Below are 17,141 nucleotides of genomic sequence, written 5' to 3'. Positions count from 1 at the left end.
TTCCTCCGTTTTTAAATAATCATTTTACGCTCTGGGATGATAAGAATTGTAATCTTTCTGTAAATGTTCCGTTGTTACATGAGTATAAATCTGGGTAGAAGATAAACTTTTATGTCCCAGTAATTCTTGTACTGTTCGAATATCGGCACCATTATTAAGCAAATGAGTCGCAAAGGTATGTCGAAGCATATGCGGACTGATATTGTGGGATAGAGAACTTTTTTTGATCAGCTGGTTCAGTACATACTGGATGCCACTTTGTGTAATTTGTTCTCCATGATGATTGATGAATAAAAAGTCGTGATTCTGTTTGTACTTGGACATTAAAATCCGTCTACCGTTTTCAATATAGGTCTTAATGGCCTGATTGGCATAGTGACCAAAAGGAACATAGCGCTCTTTCCGTCCTTTTCCTTTTACAAACAGCATTCCCAGTTCAAAATCAATATCCTCCAACCGGATCCCCTGACACTCACTTACTCTGATCCCGGTACCGTAAAGAATTTCCAAAAGAGCCTGGTTGCGTAGTTCAAGGGGAGTTTCGCCTTCTGACGCTTCAAACAGCCGGTTCATCTCTTCTTCATAAAAAAAGTTAGGCAAACGTGAGCCTCTTTTTTTCAGGTTCAAATAAGAAAAAGGATTGTCTTTAACGTGCTCGTTGTTAAGCAAAAATTGATAAAATGCTCTGATGCTGGAAATCTTTCTAGAAATTGATGCACGGGAATACTTTTTATCCGTCAAGTAACTCAGGTAAATTCTGGCATCAGCTAATTCTACTTCCAGAATGTCAGGTTCACCAGTCTCTTTTAAAAACGTCTCAAAGGCGATTACGTCGTCAGTATAAGCCTGATTTGTGTAATTTGAATAGTGACGCTCATTCAATAGATAATCTGAAAAAAGACCGATCCATTTATTCTCCATGCACATCTCTCCTCACTCTTTCTATTTTACCATATGTCAGTCACTCAAGCATATAAAGAAAATTGGATGAAAATATGAATTTTAAAATCATCTTTTTTATTAAGCTAAACACTAACTGGTAAGTAAATCGAAACCTGTAGAATCAGAACCAACTTAGATATGCTTATCTTAAAAGTCAGATCAATCAGTCAAAGGTTGTAACTATAACGGATACGCCAAGTGAAGCAATAAGAATCGGCTTAAAGTGCGCACTCATACTCTGTCAATTCGTCAGTTCGACATTTCTTTGTTGAATCTGCAGACTCATACACCGGTCACCCCGTGAGTTCGACATCTTGAGTTAGAAAGTGCACACTCATCTGTTGACCACCTCTTGAGTTCGACATTTCCTCACAGAATCTGCAGACTCATACACCGGTCACCCCGTGAGTTCGACATCTTGAGTTAGAAAGTGTACACTCATCTGTTGACCACCTCTTGAGTTCGACATTTCCTCACAGAAACTGTAGACTCACACACCGGACATCTCGCAAGTTAAACATCTTGAGACGAAAAGTGCACACTCATCTGTTAGCAACCTCCTGAGTGCGACATTTCGTCACAGAAACTGTAGACTCACACACCAGTCACCTCGCGAGTTCAACATCTCAAGTTAAAAACTGCACACTTATACACTAGCAGCCTCGTGACTTCGGCAATTCTTTACAGCTGCTGTCGTTGCCACATGATTTATTATCAATCTATGTTTCAGTAAAATAGCGATGAGCATTCATCTCGGCTATATATAAAAACAAATTAGCAGAAACGAAAAAGAGACCAGGAAAGTCATCGCTATCCCAGTCTCAATCCTTTAATATTTGATTTTACTTTTGAGGTTCTTCTTTGTAGTCACAATTTGAACAGATGACTTGACTTTGCTTTTTCGTTTTCTTTTGAACTAAATAATGCTCACATTTTGGACAATCTCTACCAATCGGTTTATCCCATGAAGTGAATTCGCAGTCAGGATAGTTTTCACATCCGTAGAAAATACGTTTTTTCTTGGATTTACGCTCAACGACTTCGCCTTTTTCACATACCGGACACGTCACACCGATTTTCTTAACAATCGGCTTCGTATTTCGGCAGTCAGGGAAATTGGAACAAGCATAAAACTTACCGTAGCGTCCCATCTTGATGACCATGGGTGATCCACATTTTTCACAATCAAATCCAGCCGGCTCATCTTCAATTTCCACTTCTTCAAGTTCTTTCTCGGCCGTTGTAACTTCCTCTTTAAACGGTTTATAAAACTGATCGATCACCTCGACCCATTGCTTTGTGCCTTCTTCAACAGCATCCAAGTCTTTTTCCATATCGGCTGTAAAGTTGACGTCAACGATATTCGGGAAAAATTCTCCAATGATGGTGTTCACAATAGTCCCCAGTTCTGTTGGTTCAAACCGCTTATTGGCTAGAGTAACGTAATAGCGACGCTGGATGGTTTCTAAAGTCGGCGCATATGTCGATGGGCGACCTACACCGTTTTCTTCAAGCGTTTTAATCAAGGTGGCTTCGCTAAAGCGGGCAGGCGGTTGAGTGAAGTGCTGGTTCGGTTCAATCGTTTTAAGTTTTATTTTATCGCCTTCAGCTAGGTCCGGTAGAATATTATCTTTGTCTTTCTTGGTTTCAGCATAGGCAAGCTGGTAACCTTTGAATTTTATTTGAGATCCATTTGCTCTGAACCTTACACCATTTTGTTCAATATCCACACGCACAGTGTCATAAATAGCAGGTTTCATCTGGCTGGCCACAAAACGGGACCAAATCAATGAATAAAGTTTATATTGATCTTTGGAAAGGTATTGCTTGATGTCAGCAGGTTTACGCATGGCACTCGTTGCTCTGATAGCTTCATGCGCATCTTGGGCAGATTGACTGTTTTTTTGTTTTTTAGGATTTTTTGCGGCATACTCAGAACCAAATTCACTCACAATCACTTCATGCGCTTCCTGCTTTGCCGTATCAGACAGCCGGGTGGAATCTGTACGCATGTAAGTGATCAATCCAGTTGTTCCGCCTTTACCAAGAGAAATACCTTCATAGAGCTGCTGGGCGATCATCATTGTTTTCCGGGTCCTGAAGTTCAACTTCCCAGCTGCTTCCTGCTGCAAACTACTGGTTGTAAAAGGTGCATATGGATTACGTTTGCGTTCTTTCTTAACCACTTTAGTAACATCAAAATCGCCTTTTTCATCCAGTTTTTCCAGCACATTCTCTACAGCTTTATTATCAGGTAATTTCGTCTTCTTTTTATCCAGGCCATAAAAATTGGCATCAAAAACATTTTTTGCTTTTTTGAATGTAGCTTCGATAGACCAGTATTCTTCAGGTTTAAAATTTTTGATTTCTTCTTCTCTGTCACAGATCATTTTCAAGGCGACAGACTGTACACGTCCGGCACTTAAGCCGCGTTTCACCTTTTTCCAAAGCAGCGGGCTGATCTGATAGCCAACGATACGGTCTAAAATCCGTCTGGCCTGCTGAGAGTCGATCAGGTCTTCATCCAGATTTCTTGGATTTTTAAGGGCATTTTTAACAGCATCTTTAGTGATTTCATTAAAAACGACTCTATTTTTTTCATCATTGTCCAGTTTCAATATATGACTTAAATGCCAGGCAATGGCTTCCCCTTCTCTATCCGGGTCGGCTGCGAGAAAGACTTTTTCAGCTTTCTTTGCATGTTTCTTTAAATCCTTGATAACAGGCCCTTTACCACGTATCGTAATATAATCAGGTTGATAATCATTTTCAAAATCCACACCCATACGACTCTTCGGCAAATCTCTGATATGGCCTAAACTGGCTACCACTTTATAATTCCTTCCAAGATATTTTTCAATTGTTTTTGCTTTAGCGGGCGATTCCACAATGACTAAATATTTATAAGCCAAATTGCAGGCTCCTTCCTCATGTACCTTATTTTTTGTATTTGTTTGCTTTAAACGTGTCTTGTTTTTGCTATCGTTAAGAATCGTAATCTATCATAGGGCATATGAATTCACTTTGTCAACTTTTAAAACACTATTTAATTATTTATTTCACAGATTCATATTCCATTCCGTTAAAATATCTTCTGCAGACTGACAAAGTATGGCCCCTGATTTGATCAAATCCAAGCAGCCTTTCGAAGTTGAACTGAATATGGATCCCGGGACTGAAAAGACATCCCGCCCTTCTTCCAAAGCCAGTCGGGCCGTGATCAGACTTCCACTGCGTTCTTTAGCTTCCACAACGAGCACTCCTCTTGAAAGTCCGGAAATAATACGATTCCTCAGGGGAAAGTAATGTCTTTTAGGTGTGGCATCCAGTGGATATTCGGAGAGGATTAAATGATCCTGGCTTATTATTTCCTGAAGTTTTCTGTTTTCTCGCGGATACGTATAATTGATCCCATTCCCTATGACTGCTATCGTTTTCCCTCCATTTTCAATCGTTTGTTTGTGCACCTGGGTATCGATCCCTTTGGCCAACCCACTCACAGTGACTAACCCCTGATCAATAATCGCCGGGATATGCTCCGAAAGAAAACGGTGGCCATAAGGTGTACATTCACGTGCACCAACGATTCCAAGAGTGCCTTTGTAAAGCAGCGAGATGTCGCCTTTATAAAACAAAACCATAGGAGGCTCATAGCTTTTTCCCAGGGCATACGGGTACCCTTCGTCACCTAGACAGAAAGCGTTAACCTTTGCTTTTTCATGCTCCTTTTTGATTCTGTCCAGGTCAAATGCTTTCAAATACTTCCAAAAGGCAATCTTTTTTTGATGCACGTGACATGTTGTCTGTTCCTGCATCAAAGTAAATTCACTGTACTTTGGATGATCAGTGATCAGTATTTTCCATTTTTCCTTATGACTTAAAAATGGACAGTGGGCCATAGCATATAAATAATTTTCCATTCGATTAGTCTGCATCTTATTCTCTCCTAAAATAAAAAAATTGAGTTCCTATCTCTTTTATTGTTAAAAGAAATAAAAACTCACTTTTTTTGTCAAAGTTTTTTTATAAACGTTCTTTGACTGGTCGATATGATTTTCGATGAATTGGCGTCACACCATATATTTTCAGGCTTTCAAGATGTTTTTTTGTCCCATATCCAGCATTTTCTTCAAAACCATACTCCGGATAGTCTCTGGCCAGTTTCTTCATTATATTATCGCGTATCACTTTTGCGACAATTGAAGCTGCCGCGATCGATATACTTTTAGCATCACCTTTAATAATTTTCACTTGTGGAATGCTACTGTCGATATGCATAGCATCAACTAATAAACAGTCAGGTTCTCTATTCAACCCTTCGACAGCCTCTTTCATCGAAACACGCGTTGCTTCATATATATTTAATTGATCGATCGTTTCAGGAGAAACCACGGAATAATTTATAGCTAAAGCCACATTCTTGATTCGAAGAAACCAGCTTTCCCGCTCTTTTTCGCTCAATTTCTTGGAATCATTGATCCCCAAAAGATCAGGTTCTTCTGGAAGGATGACTGCAGCAGAAACAACGGGGCCAGCTAATGGTCCTCTACCCACTTCATCGATCCCAGCGATATAAACATTACCTTCAGCTCTGCATGCTTGTTCATAAGTCTGCATATCGCGATACTTTTCTTTCAGCAATTTCTCTTTGAGTAATCTTTTTTCATATTGTTTAAGTGCTGTCTGAACGCCTTTTCGCTTATCCTGTTTTAATATATTCAGTTCATTGTCAGATAAAGGTATCTGGCTTTTCAATTGTTCTTTAATCTCTTTGATTGTTTGTTTCTTCTCTGTAGACTTCATCTGGTCGTTCAAGTGTGATCCTTCCTAACTGGCCGTTTCTTAATTCATGGATAATCATTTCTGCCCCACGTTCATAATCATCACGAAAACCTCTGATTTTGGTGATTTCCAGAAGTAGATCAGGCAGTTCCAGCTCCTGTTCCAAGTCTTCCTTCAGCTTATAGCGTGCTGTTATTGCTCCCGCGTAGTGTTCTCTCAAATAGTTCATGGCATATAGTGCAATATCATCCAGGTGTAGGAGGGTGTCTTTGATCGCTCCTGTTACAGCTAATTTTTTCCCAACGCTTTGATCTTCAAATTTCGGCCATAAAATACCAGGCGTGTCTAAAAGCTCGAGTTCTTTACCATATTTGATCCACTGCTGAGCTTTAGTGACTCCCGGCTTGTTTCCTGTCTGAGCAATATTTTTTCGAGCGAAGCGATTGATCAGTGTTGATTTTCCAACGTTTGGAATCCCTACGCACACTGCTCTAATGGCCCGTGGCTTCATTCCTTTTTCCTCTCGTTTTTCGAAAAAAGATTTCAAGACAGTCTTGGTAAGTTTCAGGATCTCCTTCAACCCTTGTCCTTTTTTGGCATTGATCGAGATGGCTGGGATACCTTTGCTTTTGTAATGCTTAAGCCAGGCATTAGTTTGACTGGGATCGGCCAAATCACCTTTCATCAGGATGACTACGTGCGGTTTGTCTCCAATCATATCGATGATATCTGGATTTTTACTTGAATAGGGTATTCTTGCGTCAATCAGCTCATAGACAACATCTACCATTTTAAGCTTTTCCAGAAATTGTCTTTTTGCTTTCGCCATATGCCCTGGATACCATTGTATCATGTTTTTGACCACTCCTTTCACTACAAATTTTCAAATTCAGTTATTCGGGACTGTCAATAAAGCCAATCCGGTCCAGAGGCCATATGCGCAAGCTGGTCTTGCCTGTCACGTTATCTTTATCAATAAAGCCAAAAGAACGGCTGTCTTTGGAATTTACCCGATTATCTCCTAAAACAAAATAAGAATCTTCCGGTACCTGTTCGACATCCTCTAATGAGTCCAGACTGAAATCACTATTAAGTGACTGCAGATCAGCGTCACTGACATTAGAAAGATCAATATAGTCTTCTTCGATCGTTTCACCGTTTATAAAAAGGGTCTGATCCTGAAATGTGATTTCATCTCCAGGAAGACCGATCACTCGTTTGATAAATTGCTTCCCATTTTCTTCAGGCGCCGGGAAAACAATTACGTCAAACCGATCAATGTCCCCAATTTTATTTAAAAGTAAATGATCGCCATCCTGTAAAGTCGGTTCCATCGATGACCCTTCGACACTGACAGGGGCCACTATATAAAGTCTGATAAGTAGAAAAACACCAGTAATAATGATGATATAAACGAATGTACTTAACAATTCCTGATATAAAGGTTTATCCTGTTTTTTATCTTTAATCGTTTCACTATTATTTTTATAAGAAGAATCTTTCATTTTTAGTGACCTTCTTTCTCATCTATGCTTTTAAAAAGATAGAGAAAGAAAATAATTAGGCTAAAATGCCCAAATTTTCTTTCTCTTCATTCTTAATTTTCCAACAAATACTCAACAGCTGCATTGTATTGTCTATCATTGTCGTCAATCAGCTCGCGCAATTTCTCAACAAGCGTCCGTGCTGTTGCACCAGTCACTACACCGTCTTTTTCAAGATCATTATCAGACTGGAACGTTTCTACAGCGGTTTCTGTCTCATTATCATAGGTGAAATCAACTGAGCCGACATCATAATCCAGAACATCAAGTATCTGTTCAAGGTTATAGACCTCTTCTGAGACATCCCCTGTTTCATATGTTTCTTCCTGATTAACAAGGAGCAGATTGATATAATCAGGCATTTCCACTTCAATATCAGGAGAGATTCCTTCTTCATTGATCCATGTGCCATTCGCAGTCAGCCATTTCCCGGCGGTGAATTTGATTTCACCGTCACCTGAAATATCCAGAACATTCTGAATCGTTCCTTTACCGAAAGTTGTTGTACCAACCAGCGGGATGTCTGCAGATTGACTCATCGCTCCAGCCAGGATTTCAGAAGCACTCGCACTCCCACCATTGATCAAAAGAACGCTTGGTTTATCGAATTTAAAATCACCGAGTTCATCTGAAGCATTATAGACATAAGGGTCTTCCCCGCGTCCTTGTGACTGCATCAGCGGCTCACCATTAGCTACAAAAACATTTGAAAGTTGGAGTGCAGAATCAAGCAGTCCACCGGGGTTTCCTCTAACATCAAAAATAAATTCCTCAGCACCATCTTCTTCCAGTGTTTCGATCGCATCGATGAGTTCCTGATAGGTTGGCCGGTTAAAGTTTGTGATGTGGATATAACCGATGGATGGATTTTTATCATCCTGTTCATAAATCACTGACTCTACCGGAATCGAGTCTCTGGTAAGATTTACTGTAAACGTATTATCTCCTCTGACGATCGACAGCTCTACCTCTGACCCTTCTGGTCCACGTATCAAGGCTACTGCTTCATTGATCGATAAATCGGCGACAGATTCTCCGTCAACTTGATCTATGAGATCGTTCGGCAGTAACCCTGCTTTCTCAGCTGGTGAGCCCGAAATCGGGGAAATAATGCGGACATATTCCCCCTCTTTCATGACTTCAGCTCCGATTCCTTCAAATGACCCTTCGATGTCTTCGTTTATTGAAGTAGACTCCACCTCATTGAGATAGGTTGTATAAGGATCTCCTACCGATTCAGCCATCCCTGATAAGGCGCCTTGAATCAAGGTATCAGACCCCACTTCCTCAAGATATTCTGTCATGAGGATCGAATAGACTTCATTTAATGGTTCAAATTGGTCTAAATCTAAAGATTCTTCTTCTGATTTTATATTGGAACGTTCAGCTATCGGCTCGGACTCATCATTATCATTTCCAGCAACAGTCATTACCAGAAATGTTCCGATCACGGATACGAAGAGTACAATCAGCAAGGAAATTATATACATGTTCAAACTGATTTTTTTCGTTTTTTTATTCTCTGGTTCATGCTGCATGAAAAACCTCTTCTCTTATATTTACTTGTTCTCTTCCATTCTTAAAGCAGCTTCTAGGGCAATGATCATCATGTCGTTGAACGTTGTCTGTCTTTCTTCAGACGTTGTTTCTTCACCTGTCAAAATGTGATCACTGATCGTAAGCAGGGCTAGAGCTCTCTTATTATGCTTAGCTGCAAGGGAGTATAATCCAGCTGCTTCCATTTCAACCGCCATGATACCATAATCAGCAAGTTTCTGCTTATCTAATTCTTCATTGTAGAAACGATCTGCACTTAGAACGTTTCCGACACGAATTGCCATGCCTTTTTCTTTACCAATATCATATGAATGTCTAAGCAGATTAAAGTCAGCAATCGGCGCAAAATCGACCTGATTATTAAAAATATGACGGTGGATACTTGAATCGGTCGTTGCTCCTTGAGCAAGAACAACATCACGAATTTTCACTTCTTTTTTCAGAGCGCCGGCAGATCCTACACGAATAAGGTTTTCCACCCCATATTCTTGAATAAGTTCTTCACCATAAATCATTAAAGAAGGGATACCCATCCCTGTTCCTTGAACAGATATCTCCTGCCCTTTATACGTTCCTGTATAACCAAAAGCATTTCTTACTGTATTGTATTGTTTAACATCTTCTAAAAACGTCTCTGCTATATACTTTGCACGAAGAGGATCTCCGGGCATCAGAACTGTTTTTGCGATTTCACCTTTTTTTGCTTCTAAATGTACACTCATTTGACATTCTCCTTTAAAGTTTTATTTGTTGTTATCTTTATACATTTGAAATACTTCATCAAACACTTCCATCGAAATGACATAGTCACCATTCATCTCCAGATAATCCGACAATTCATTATAGTGGGTTGAATGTTTAGGAAATGTACCATCGTTATCTACTGCGTTGGCAAAGAGAGTAATATTGTCTTTCTTATATGGGTCTCTCAAAGTTTTTACGTAGTGATAAAAAGACCGTCTCATGGCCTGACCTCCTAAGAATGTGATTCTGCCCATCGACGCCTTTGTTCGTTTTCTTCAGCATAAGCTTCAGGATTTTTCCGATAGAATTGCTGATGCTCTTCTTCCGCAGGGTAAAAATACCTGCTTTTTCTATCTTAGTAACGATAGGTTCAGCATAATCATTTGATTCCTGCAAACGAGCTTTTGATGCACTTGCCTTTTGTTTTTGGTGTTCATCATAATAAAAAATGACCGGACGATAACTGTCACCGCGATCCATGAATTGCCCCATAGCGTCAGTTGGATCAGTCTGCTGCCAATAAATCGTTAAAAGATCGTCATAAGAAAGTATCCTCTCATCATAATAAATAAGCACGGCTTCTGTATGACCGGTCTTTTGAGATTTTACTTGCTCATACGTAGGATCTTTGACATGACCACCGGTATATCCTGAAACAACTTTTTCTATCCCTTTCATCGTTTCAAAAGGCTGAACCATACACCAGAAACAACCACCTGCAAATAAAGCCTTCTCCACTAAAAAAATCCTTTCTATAATAAAATACACTACTCAATTATTATATCATTTTATAGCTTCTTCAGGCAAAATAATATTGATCCTGATATCATTTTCTGGAAGATCGATTTTTTTCATCTCAAACTGCACATTATTTTCTAGAGAAAATTGGTCAAATGCAACGAGAATATAGCCTTCTTCACTATTGATTCTAATCCATTCAGGCAATTCTAATTGTCGATCCAATATATTCATAGCTATATCCTGAGGAAGATCAAAAGATCCGAGCTGGATCCGCTGTATACGCAACTGCAAGTTTCCGTTATCCATAACAAGCGGTTCCATAAACAGACCAAAATCTACTTCAAAACCTAGAATATTTAAAGGTCCTTTTAGTTCTATTAAATCTTCGATTTCAAGAGTATAACCAGAAAATCGGTCATCTAGTTCTTTATCAAGAAAGATATTTGTGACTTTACTGACTTCTGATTTATCAGTAACCAGGTCAAAATCTATCCTGTCATTTGAATCGACGAGCGTCTCTGTCTCGCTAATATCTATCGTTTCAGATTCTGTAAAAAGATCAAGACGAACAGTAAGCCAGATGATGATGCCAATATTGATACCAAGTAATAAAATAAAGGCCCATTTCCACCCCGGACTTGTTTTTTTCACTGACCGACTCCCTCGTCTATCCGTCAAATGGCACTCCCTCCTTCTTAAGAATTTAAAATACGTAACGTATTTTTTGTGTGTCCGATTTTTTCTATGTTATAATAGATTGAAATCGGGAAAACGACTTTTCTTTCTATAGTAGTATAACAAAATTTTGTATATTCGTACAGAAAGTAACCGTTTTAAGGAGGAAGCTCATGTCAAATAGATCAAATACATCTTCACATACAAAAGCCTATCTTATAACTAATGAAGTACTTAATGCCGTGACACATGGTATAGGTGTAATTCTAAGTATCATCGGTCTAGTTTTTCTGATTCAAAAAGGCCTTGAGATGGGTGGCGCTTTGGAGGTCACTTCTTATACGATTTATGGTGTCTCCCTCATATTGCTTTATCTATCGAGCACTTTATATCACAGCTTCACTTTTACACGGGCCAGAAATATATTGCGTATCATTGATCACAGCAGCATTTTTCTACTCATTGCCGGTACGTACACTCCGTATACTCTAATTACGATAGGTGGTAAGTTAGGTGCTTTCCTGACAACACTCATATGGTCGATCGCTGTGTTCGGCGTTTTGTATAAAACGGTCTGGTTCGAAAAATTTCAGGGACTTTCCCTTTGGCTCTATATTGCAATGGGGTGGATTTCTCTGTTCTTTATCAATTATCTATACAGAGGACTCGGACCAAATGGTTTTGTCTGGCTTGTGGCAGGTGGACTGGCATTTACGGTGGGCGCTCTATTTTATAGATTAAAACATGTGAAATATATGCATGTCGTCTGGCATTTATTTGTTTTGACGGGCACGATATTTATGTTTTTCTCTATATACCTCTACACTTGATTTAAAACCAAACAGAGCATCATTCGCTTGCGAATGATGCTCTGTTTACTATTTTCTTTTAAAAATTTGAAAGGTATGCGGATACTTGTTCTTTACGTCAACCGTGCCTTCTTCCTCTTCAATCAGTTCAAATTCCGAGTAATCGATTTCCGGCATATAGGTTTCTCCTTCAAACGAGTCATGGATGACAGTCCGGTAAAGCATGTCTACGTCATCTATGAAAAGCTTAAACAATGATACGCCTCCAATAACATGAAGAGGTTTTTTTGAATGTTTCACTTCTTCCATAATCTCTTTTTTGGAATGGCAAATCACGCCTTCTTTGAAATCAAGATCATGTTTAGAAGTTAGCACAATATTTTTTCTGTTTTTTAAAGGTGGGTTTGGTATGCTTTCCAAAGTTTTTCTACCCATTACGACGTCACCAGTTAACGTCACCTTTTTAAAAAACTGCATATCAGCTGGCAGATGCCAGGGAAGATTGCCTTTACTGCCAATCAGTCCATTCTCATCTTCTGCCCAGACAAATGTTATCATATCAACACTCCTTTGGTTTTGTTGCATCAAGAAACTAATTAGTCTCTTGATGCAACTTTATGCTAGTTACACGGCAATTGGTGCTTTGATTCCTTTATGTGGATGGTAATCCACTACCTTGATATCATCCATCTCAAAATCAAAAATACTTTTATCTTTTGTCAACAATAATTTGGGCAATTCTCTCGGTTCTCTAGATAGCTGCTTGGTGATTTGTTCCATGTGATTTAAATAAAGGTGGGCATCACCCAATGTATGAATAAACTCTCCCACTTCCAAATTGGTCTCCTGGGCAATAAGATGTGTTAAAAGGGCATAACTGGCAATATTAAAGGGAACACCTAGGAACACATCTCCACTTCGCTGGTAGAGCTGGCAACTCAGCTTATTATCATCAACATAAAACTGAAACAATGTATGACAAGGCGGCAGAGCCATTGACGGAACTTCTTCAGGATTCCAGGCTGAAACAATGTGACGTCTGGACATAGGGTTTTCTTTAATCGATTCAATTACATTTTTAATTTGGTCGATCACTCCACCATCTTTTTTCTGCCAGGATCGCCACTGAGCACCATACACATTCCCCAGTGACCCATATTTAGCAGAAAAATCACCATCAGTCAGTATACGCTCTCTAAACAAAGCCATCTCATTCTTGTATACGTCATTGAAATCAGAGTCAGACTGCGAGCGCAGACCAAAATCTGTCATATCCGGGCCAGTATAATCCTTGCTCTCTACATATTTTTGAAAAGCCCATTCGTCCCAGATATGGTTATTATTTTCCAGTAAAAAGCGAATATTTGTATCTCCTTTCAAGAACCACAAAAGTTCACTTTTGATTAATTTGAAATAAACACGCTTCGTCGTAAGTAAAGGAAACCCTTTTTGAAGATCAAAGCGCATCTGATGACCGAATATAGATTTTGTACCAGTCCCTGTTCGATCATTTCTTTCTGTACCCTCATTCAGGATACGTTCTGCTAAATCCAAGTATTCTTTTTCCACCCTTAATCACTCCTCTAAACATATTGTGCCAGGTATTCCCATCTGCTGTATTTTTCTTCTAATTTTCGAGTCAATTCAGATTGTTTATCTGTCAATTCCTTTAATTTCATATGATCAGAAACAACGTCTTCCATCATTTTTTGCGTTTCTTCGATTTCCACTTCAAGGGTTTCTATTTCTGCTTCAATCGTTTCCCATTCTTTCTTTTCCATGTAAGTTAAAGTGGTTTTTTCTTTGACGGGTTTCTTTTCAGTTTGCTTAACCGTCTTCTTTTTTGTTTCACTATTTTTTTCTCTTTTACTCTGATTATGTTTTTCAAGATATTCAGTTAAAGAGTCAAAGGTTTCTTCGATCTCACCATTACCTTTGAAAACGAGTAATTTATTTGAAATCTTATCGATAAAATATCGATCATGTGATACTGCAATAACTGCTCCACCAAATTGATCAATAAATTCTTCTAGAATCGTCAGAGTCTGTACGTCGAGATCATTTGTTGGCTCATCGAGCAAGAGAACATTCGGCTGCTGCATCAGTATTTTCAAAAGGTACAAGCGTCTTTTTTCTCCACCTGACAGTTTATTTATCGGAGAGCCGTGCATTGAACGTTTAAAAAGAAAACGTTCGAGAAGCTGTGATACACTGATCGACGAACCATCCGATAGTTTGACTTCTTCTGCGATTTCTCTTAAATATGTGATCACTCGCTTATCTTCATCAAGCGCTTCATTGATCTGCTTGTAATAGCCTATTTTAACCGTTTCACCTATTGAGATGATACCTGCATAAAGTTCTTCTTCACCTGCTAGTATATTTAAAAAAGTTGTTTTTCCCGAGCCGTTGGTACCAGTGATACCAATTCTGTCAGTTTGCTGAATAAGTAAATTGAAATTATCTAAAATAAGAGTCGTTTCAATTTGTTTTGAAGCTTCTTTTAATTCAAGAACTTTTTTCCCTAATCGGGTTCCTGAAAGTTGAAGTTCAAGTTCTGACTCCTTCTCCTGGGATTTCACTTGACCCTCAAGTGTTTTAAAGCGTTGTTTGCGCGCTTCTTGTTTCGTCCCACGCGCTCTTACCCCTTCACGCATCCAGGCAAGTTCCTGCTTATATAATTGCTTCTGTTTATGAGCGATACGTTGCTCATCCATTTCTTTCTCAGCCTTCAACTCTATATACTGTTGATAATTACCAGGATAATTTTCCAGTTCTCCATTATTCAGTTCCACGATTTTATTAACGACCCTGTCCAGGAAGTAGCGATCGTGGGTAACCAATAAAAGCGATCCACGGTATCCTGAAAGATATCCCTCCAGCCATTCAATCATCTGAAAATCAAGATGGTTTGTCGGTTCATCAAGAATAAGCAGGTCCGGCTCTTGAATAAGCACTTGAGCTAAGGCTGCTCTTTTTTTCTGTCCGCCTGATAACTCTCCAATGCGTTTCCCGCTATCTTTGAGCCCCAATTTATTTAGTATAGAATTGGCTCGGGCGTTAATGTTCCAAGCATCTTCCTGGTTCATTTTTTTTTCTGCCTCAGTAAAAGACTCCTGTATTTTTGAATCAGTGGGATTATCACTTAACTTTTTCAGTATTTCCTCATAGTATTTCGCTGCTTTGATCATGGGAGTATCTCGGTCGAATACGACGTCAAAAATCGTTTTCTCAGCATCAAGCTCATTCTTCTGGCTTAAATAATTGATACTGTAGTCACCGGGACGTGTAATTTCTCCCTGGTCTGGCTTCTCTAAACCTGCAATGATTTTTAAAAAGGTTGTTTTACCCGTGCCATTCACTCCGATCAATCCAATTCTTTCTTTTTCTTGAATTGAAAAAGATACGTCCTCAAACAAGGTCTTTATACCATATGAATGCTTTAACTTTTCGATTTTCCATTCTTTCATAGCTCAATTCTCCTTAACGATAGACTCTTCCCCATTCTAGCATATCTACTGGTGCTTTTTCACTTAAACTTTTGAGTAATGCCATCGTTGACTCTGTAAGCGTTATACTTTATACTGGTAATTATAAGTACTTATATTAAAGGAATCATTAGGGGGAAAACGATGACTATAGGGACTGTAAAATGGTTTAATAATCAGAAAGGTTATGGCTTTATTGAGTATAATGAAGAAGATGATGTATTCGTTCATTTTACCGGATTAAACATGGAAGGATACAAAGCTTTGAATGAAGGCCAGACTGTAGAATTTGATATTGTGGAAGGCTCTCGTGGACCTCAAGCTACGAATGTAAGTGTCGTTGAAACCGTTAATGATAACAATTAAATAAACACCGAGCCAGTTTTCTTTTGAAGCTGGCTTTTTCTATTTAAAATCAATGGAGGGTTTTACATGCTGAAAATTTACAGCGATGCGGCTGTTTCTCCTAAAGAGCAGTTGACCGGGACAGGACTAATCATCGTCGGTAGAGATGTATACAAGCAATTAAGCTTTCCACTGCCATTCACTGAAGACAACCATTTGGCCGAACTTCAGGCTTTCAAATTTGCCGTTGACTGGCCGATCAGTAATGACCGCAAAGAAGAATGGGTGATTTTTCATACAGATAGTCAGCTTGTCGCCGATTCGATAGAGAAAAACTATATAAAAAATGAAAAATATAAGGCTGTTTTCCAGTCAATTATCGTTTCGCTAAATTCACTGTCCTTTTATGAAGTGAAACGGATACCTGAAAAAGAAAATAAAGGAGCAGACAATATGGCTAAGCAAGCTTTAGCTAAACAAAGAAAAGGTAGAAAGTGAGTCTTTCAACTCAACTTTCTACCTTTTTTTAGAGTAACTTTCTTCTTAAGTCTTCAGGACTTTCAGGTGAAAGATAGCCAGGAGCAATATCAAAAACAGTCTTGGCACCATATTGTCTTTCTTTCGCTAATCGGGCTGCCGCACGAGCATAAGCTATCGTAACTGCTGCTGTAAATTCTGGGTTGGAATCCAGGTCGAGACCAAACTGATAGATTGCAGTATTTTCATCTGTCGTCTTTCCTTGCCTGATTACTGTCCCACCATGAGGCATTCCCTGATGGTCCTTGTCGAGGGTATCCTGATCGAGTATCGTGATTTTTGTTTCATAACCTTGAAAATAATCAGGCATCGAGATAATCGCTTCTTTGACTTTACTTTCATCAGCACCTTCTTCTAAAACAAGATAAACGACGCGCTTATGCGCCTCTTTTTTATTATAATGAATAGGCTGCTTGTCTTTTACTTTATCGACCCGTTCTTTTTTGGGCACGGTATACTGGGCTGCGTTTTTAACCCCTTTTACACGTCTGACAGCATCGCTATGTCCCTGACTCAGCCCAGGACCCCAAAACGTGTACGTCTCTCCTTTTGGCATAATAGCTTCTGCAATCAATCGATTCAAAGAGAATAAGCCTGGATCCCAGCCGGTTGAAAGCACGGCTACCGTTTTGTTTTCTTTAGCAACCTTGTCAAGCCTTTCAAAGTGTACAGGTATCTCATTATGGTTGTCGTATGTGTCTACGGTATTAAATGTTTGAGCGAGTTCCGGCGCCTGCAATGGAATATCTTTTTGAGACCCTCCACAAAGAATCAGAACATCGATACTATTTTTAAAATCTATGAGCTTATCTATAGAATACGCAGGCGACAAGGTTTCCAGCTGATCCGGCTGACGTCTGGTAAATATTCCTGTCAACTCCAAGTCTGGTGAATGTTTGAGTCCTGCTTCTACGCCTTTACCTAAATTACCATAACCTACTATTCCAATTCGTGTTTTTTTCATAACATCACCTTTT

17 protein-coding genes and 1 pseudogene are annotated in these 17,141 nt (G+C 39.2%); 3 read left to right on the top strand and 15 right to left on the bottom strand.

What is annotated here, in order from left to right:
* Positions 1 to 24: 24 nt before the first annotated feature.
* The 11 genes and pseudogenes from xerC to AKA01nite_RS06000 all read right to left on the bottom strand — a co-directional run bounded on the left by xerC (position 25) and on the right by AKA01nite_RS06000 (position 10,988).
* The gene (gene xerC, locus AKA01nite_RS06050; RefSeq protein ID WP_146924424.1) at positions 25 to 921 is read right to left on the bottom strand and encodes a tyrosine recombinase XerC; all 897 of its coding nucleotides are present in this window, start codon (positions 919 to 921) and stop codon (positions 25 to 27) included.
* Between the two features lie 863 nt (positions 922 to 1,784).
* The gene (topA, locus tag AKA01nite_RS06045) at positions 1,785 to 3,854 is read right to left on the bottom strand and encodes a type I DNA topoisomerase (protein WP_146924423.1); all 2,070 of its coding nucleotides are present in this window, start codon (positions 3,852 to 3,854) and stop codon (positions 1,785 to 1,787) included.
* A gap of 147 nt (positions 3,855 to 4,001) precedes the next feature.
* On the bottom strand, positions 4,002 to 4,877 hold the full coding sequence (gene dprA, locus AKA01nite_RS06040; RefSeq protein ID WP_146924422.1) for a DNA-processing protein DprA: 876 nt from the start codon (positions 4,875 to 4,877) through the stop codon (positions 4,002 to 4,004).
* 88 nt (positions 4,878 to 4,965) lie between these two features.
* On the bottom strand, positions 4,966 to 5,745 hold the full coding sequence (gene rnhB / locus AKA01nite_RS06035) for a ribonuclease HII (RefSeq protein ID WP_146924436.1): 780 nt from the start codon (positions 5,743 to 5,745) through the stop codon (positions 4,966 to 4,968).
* Positions 5,705 to 6,577, bottom strand: coding sequence for a ribosome biogenesis GTPase YlqF (ylqF, locus tag AKA01nite_RS06030; RefSeq protein WP_146924421.1), 873 nt, complete (start codon positions 6,575 to 6,577; stop codon positions 5,705 to 5,707). The genes rnhB and ylqF overlap by 41 nt, the downstream gene beginning before the upstream one ends.
* A gap of 40 nt (positions 6,578 to 6,617) precedes the next feature.
* Complete coding sequence (gene lepB / locus AKA01nite_RS06025; protein ID WP_146924420.1) at positions 6,618 to 7,229, bottom strand: signal peptidase I; 612 nt, start codon at positions 7,227 to 7,229, stop codon at positions 6,618 to 6,620.
* A gap of 92 nt (positions 7,230 to 7,321) precedes the next feature.
* Complete coding sequence (locus tag AKA01nite_RS06020) at positions 7,322 to 8,806, bottom strand: S41 family peptidase (RefSeq protein WP_146924419.1); 1,485 nt, start codon at positions 8,804 to 8,806, stop codon at positions 7,322 to 7,324.
* A 21-nt stretch (positions 8,807 to 8,827) separates the two neighbouring features.
* The gene (deoD, locus tag AKA01nite_RS06015; RefSeq protein WP_146924418.1) at positions 8,828 to 9,547 is read right to left on the bottom strand and encodes a purine-nucleoside phosphorylase; all 720 of its coding nucleotides are present in this window, start codon (positions 9,545 to 9,547) and stop codon (positions 8,828 to 8,830) included.
* Between the two features lie 21 nt (positions 9,548 to 9,568).
* Positions 9,569 to 9,790: a YozE family protein gene (locus AKA01nite_RS06010; RefSeq protein WP_146924417.1), complete on the bottom strand. Its 222-nt coding sequence runs from the start codon at positions 9,788 to 9,790 to the stop codon at positions 9,569 to 9,571.
* A gap of 11 nt (positions 9,791 to 9,801) precedes the next feature.
* A pseudogene (gene msrA, locus AKA01nite_RS06005) lies at positions 9,802 to 10,268 on the bottom strand (peptide-methionine (S)-S-oxide reductase MsrA).
* An 84-nt stretch (positions 10,269 to 10,352) separates the two neighbouring features.
* Positions 10,353 to 10,988 (bottom strand): YpmS family protein, encoded by a 636-nt coding sequence (locus tag AKA01nite_RS06000; protein ID WP_146924416.1) that lies wholly within the window; start codon positions 10,986 to 10,988, stop codon positions 10,353 to 10,355.
* A 170-nt stretch (positions 10,989 to 11,158) separates the two neighbouring features.
* On the opposite strand from AKA01nite_RS06000, the gene trhA reads away from it, so the two are divergent.
* Positions 11,159 to 11,815, top strand: coding sequence for a PAQR family membrane homeostasis protein TrhA (gene trhA / locus AKA01nite_RS05995; protein ID WP_146924415.1), 657 nt, complete (start codon positions 11,159 to 11,161; stop codon positions 11,813 to 11,815).
* Between the two features lie 48 nt (positions 11,816 to 11,863).
* On the opposite strand, the gene AKA01nite_RS05990 is transcribed toward trhA, so the two are convergent.
* The 3 genes from AKA01nite_RS05990 to abc-f form a co-directional block, all read right to left on the bottom strand.
* Positions 11,864 to 12,352, bottom strand: a complete 489-nt coding sequence (locus tag AKA01nite_RS05990) for a dihydrofolate reductase (protein ID WP_146924414.1) — start codon at positions 12,350 to 12,352, stop codon at positions 11,864 to 11,866.
* 66 nt (positions 12,353 to 12,418) lie between these two features.
* The gene (locus AKA01nite_RS05985) at positions 12,419 to 13,363 is read right to left on the bottom strand and encodes a thymidylate synthase (protein WP_146924413.1); all 945 of its coding nucleotides are present in this window, start codon (positions 13,361 to 13,363) and stop codon (positions 12,419 to 12,421) included.
* A gap of 14 nt (positions 13,364 to 13,377) precedes the next feature.
* Positions 13,378 to 15,264: a ribosomal protection-like ABC-F family protein gene (abc-f, locus tag AKA01nite_RS05980; RefSeq protein WP_146924412.1), complete on the bottom strand. Its 1,887-nt coding sequence runs from the start codon at positions 15,262 to 15,264 to the stop codon at positions 13,378 to 13,380.
* Between the two features lie 162 nt (positions 15,265 to 15,426).
* Between abc-f and AKA01nite_RS05975 the strand changes: the two genes are divergently transcribed.
* Positions 15,427 to 15,648 (top strand): cold-shock protein, encoded by a 222-nt coding sequence (locus AKA01nite_RS05975; RefSeq protein WP_146924411.1) that lies wholly within the window; start codon positions 15,427 to 15,429, stop codon positions 15,646 to 15,648.
* A gap of 66 nt (positions 15,649 to 15,714) precedes the next feature.
* Positions 15,715 to 16,125, top strand: coding sequence for an RNase H family protein (locus AKA01nite_RS05970; protein ID WP_146924410.1), 411 nt, complete (start codon positions 15,715 to 15,717; stop codon positions 16,123 to 16,125).
* Positions 16,126 to 16,153: 28 nt separating this feature from the next.
* Here the strand turns inward: AKA01nite_RS05970 and AKA01nite_RS05965 are convergent, their stop codons facing one another.
* Positions 16,154 to 17,128 carry a diaminopimelate dehydrogenase gene (locus AKA01nite_RS05965; RefSeq protein ID WP_146924409.1) on the bottom strand — a complete coding sequence of 325 codons (975 nt, stop codon included), beginning with the start codon at positions 17,126 to 17,128 and terminating at the stop codon, positions 16,154 to 16,156.
* Positions 17,129 to 17,141: the final 13 nt, after the last annotated feature.

This window comes from Alkalibacterium kapii (genome assembly GCF_007988865.1).
In the GTDB taxonomy this organism is placed as follows: domain Bacteria; phylum Bacillota; class Bacilli; order Lactobacillales; family Carnobacteriaceae_A; genus Alkalibacterium; species Alkalibacterium kapii.
This window is presented reverse-complemented; position numbering and strand designations above follow the sequence as displayed.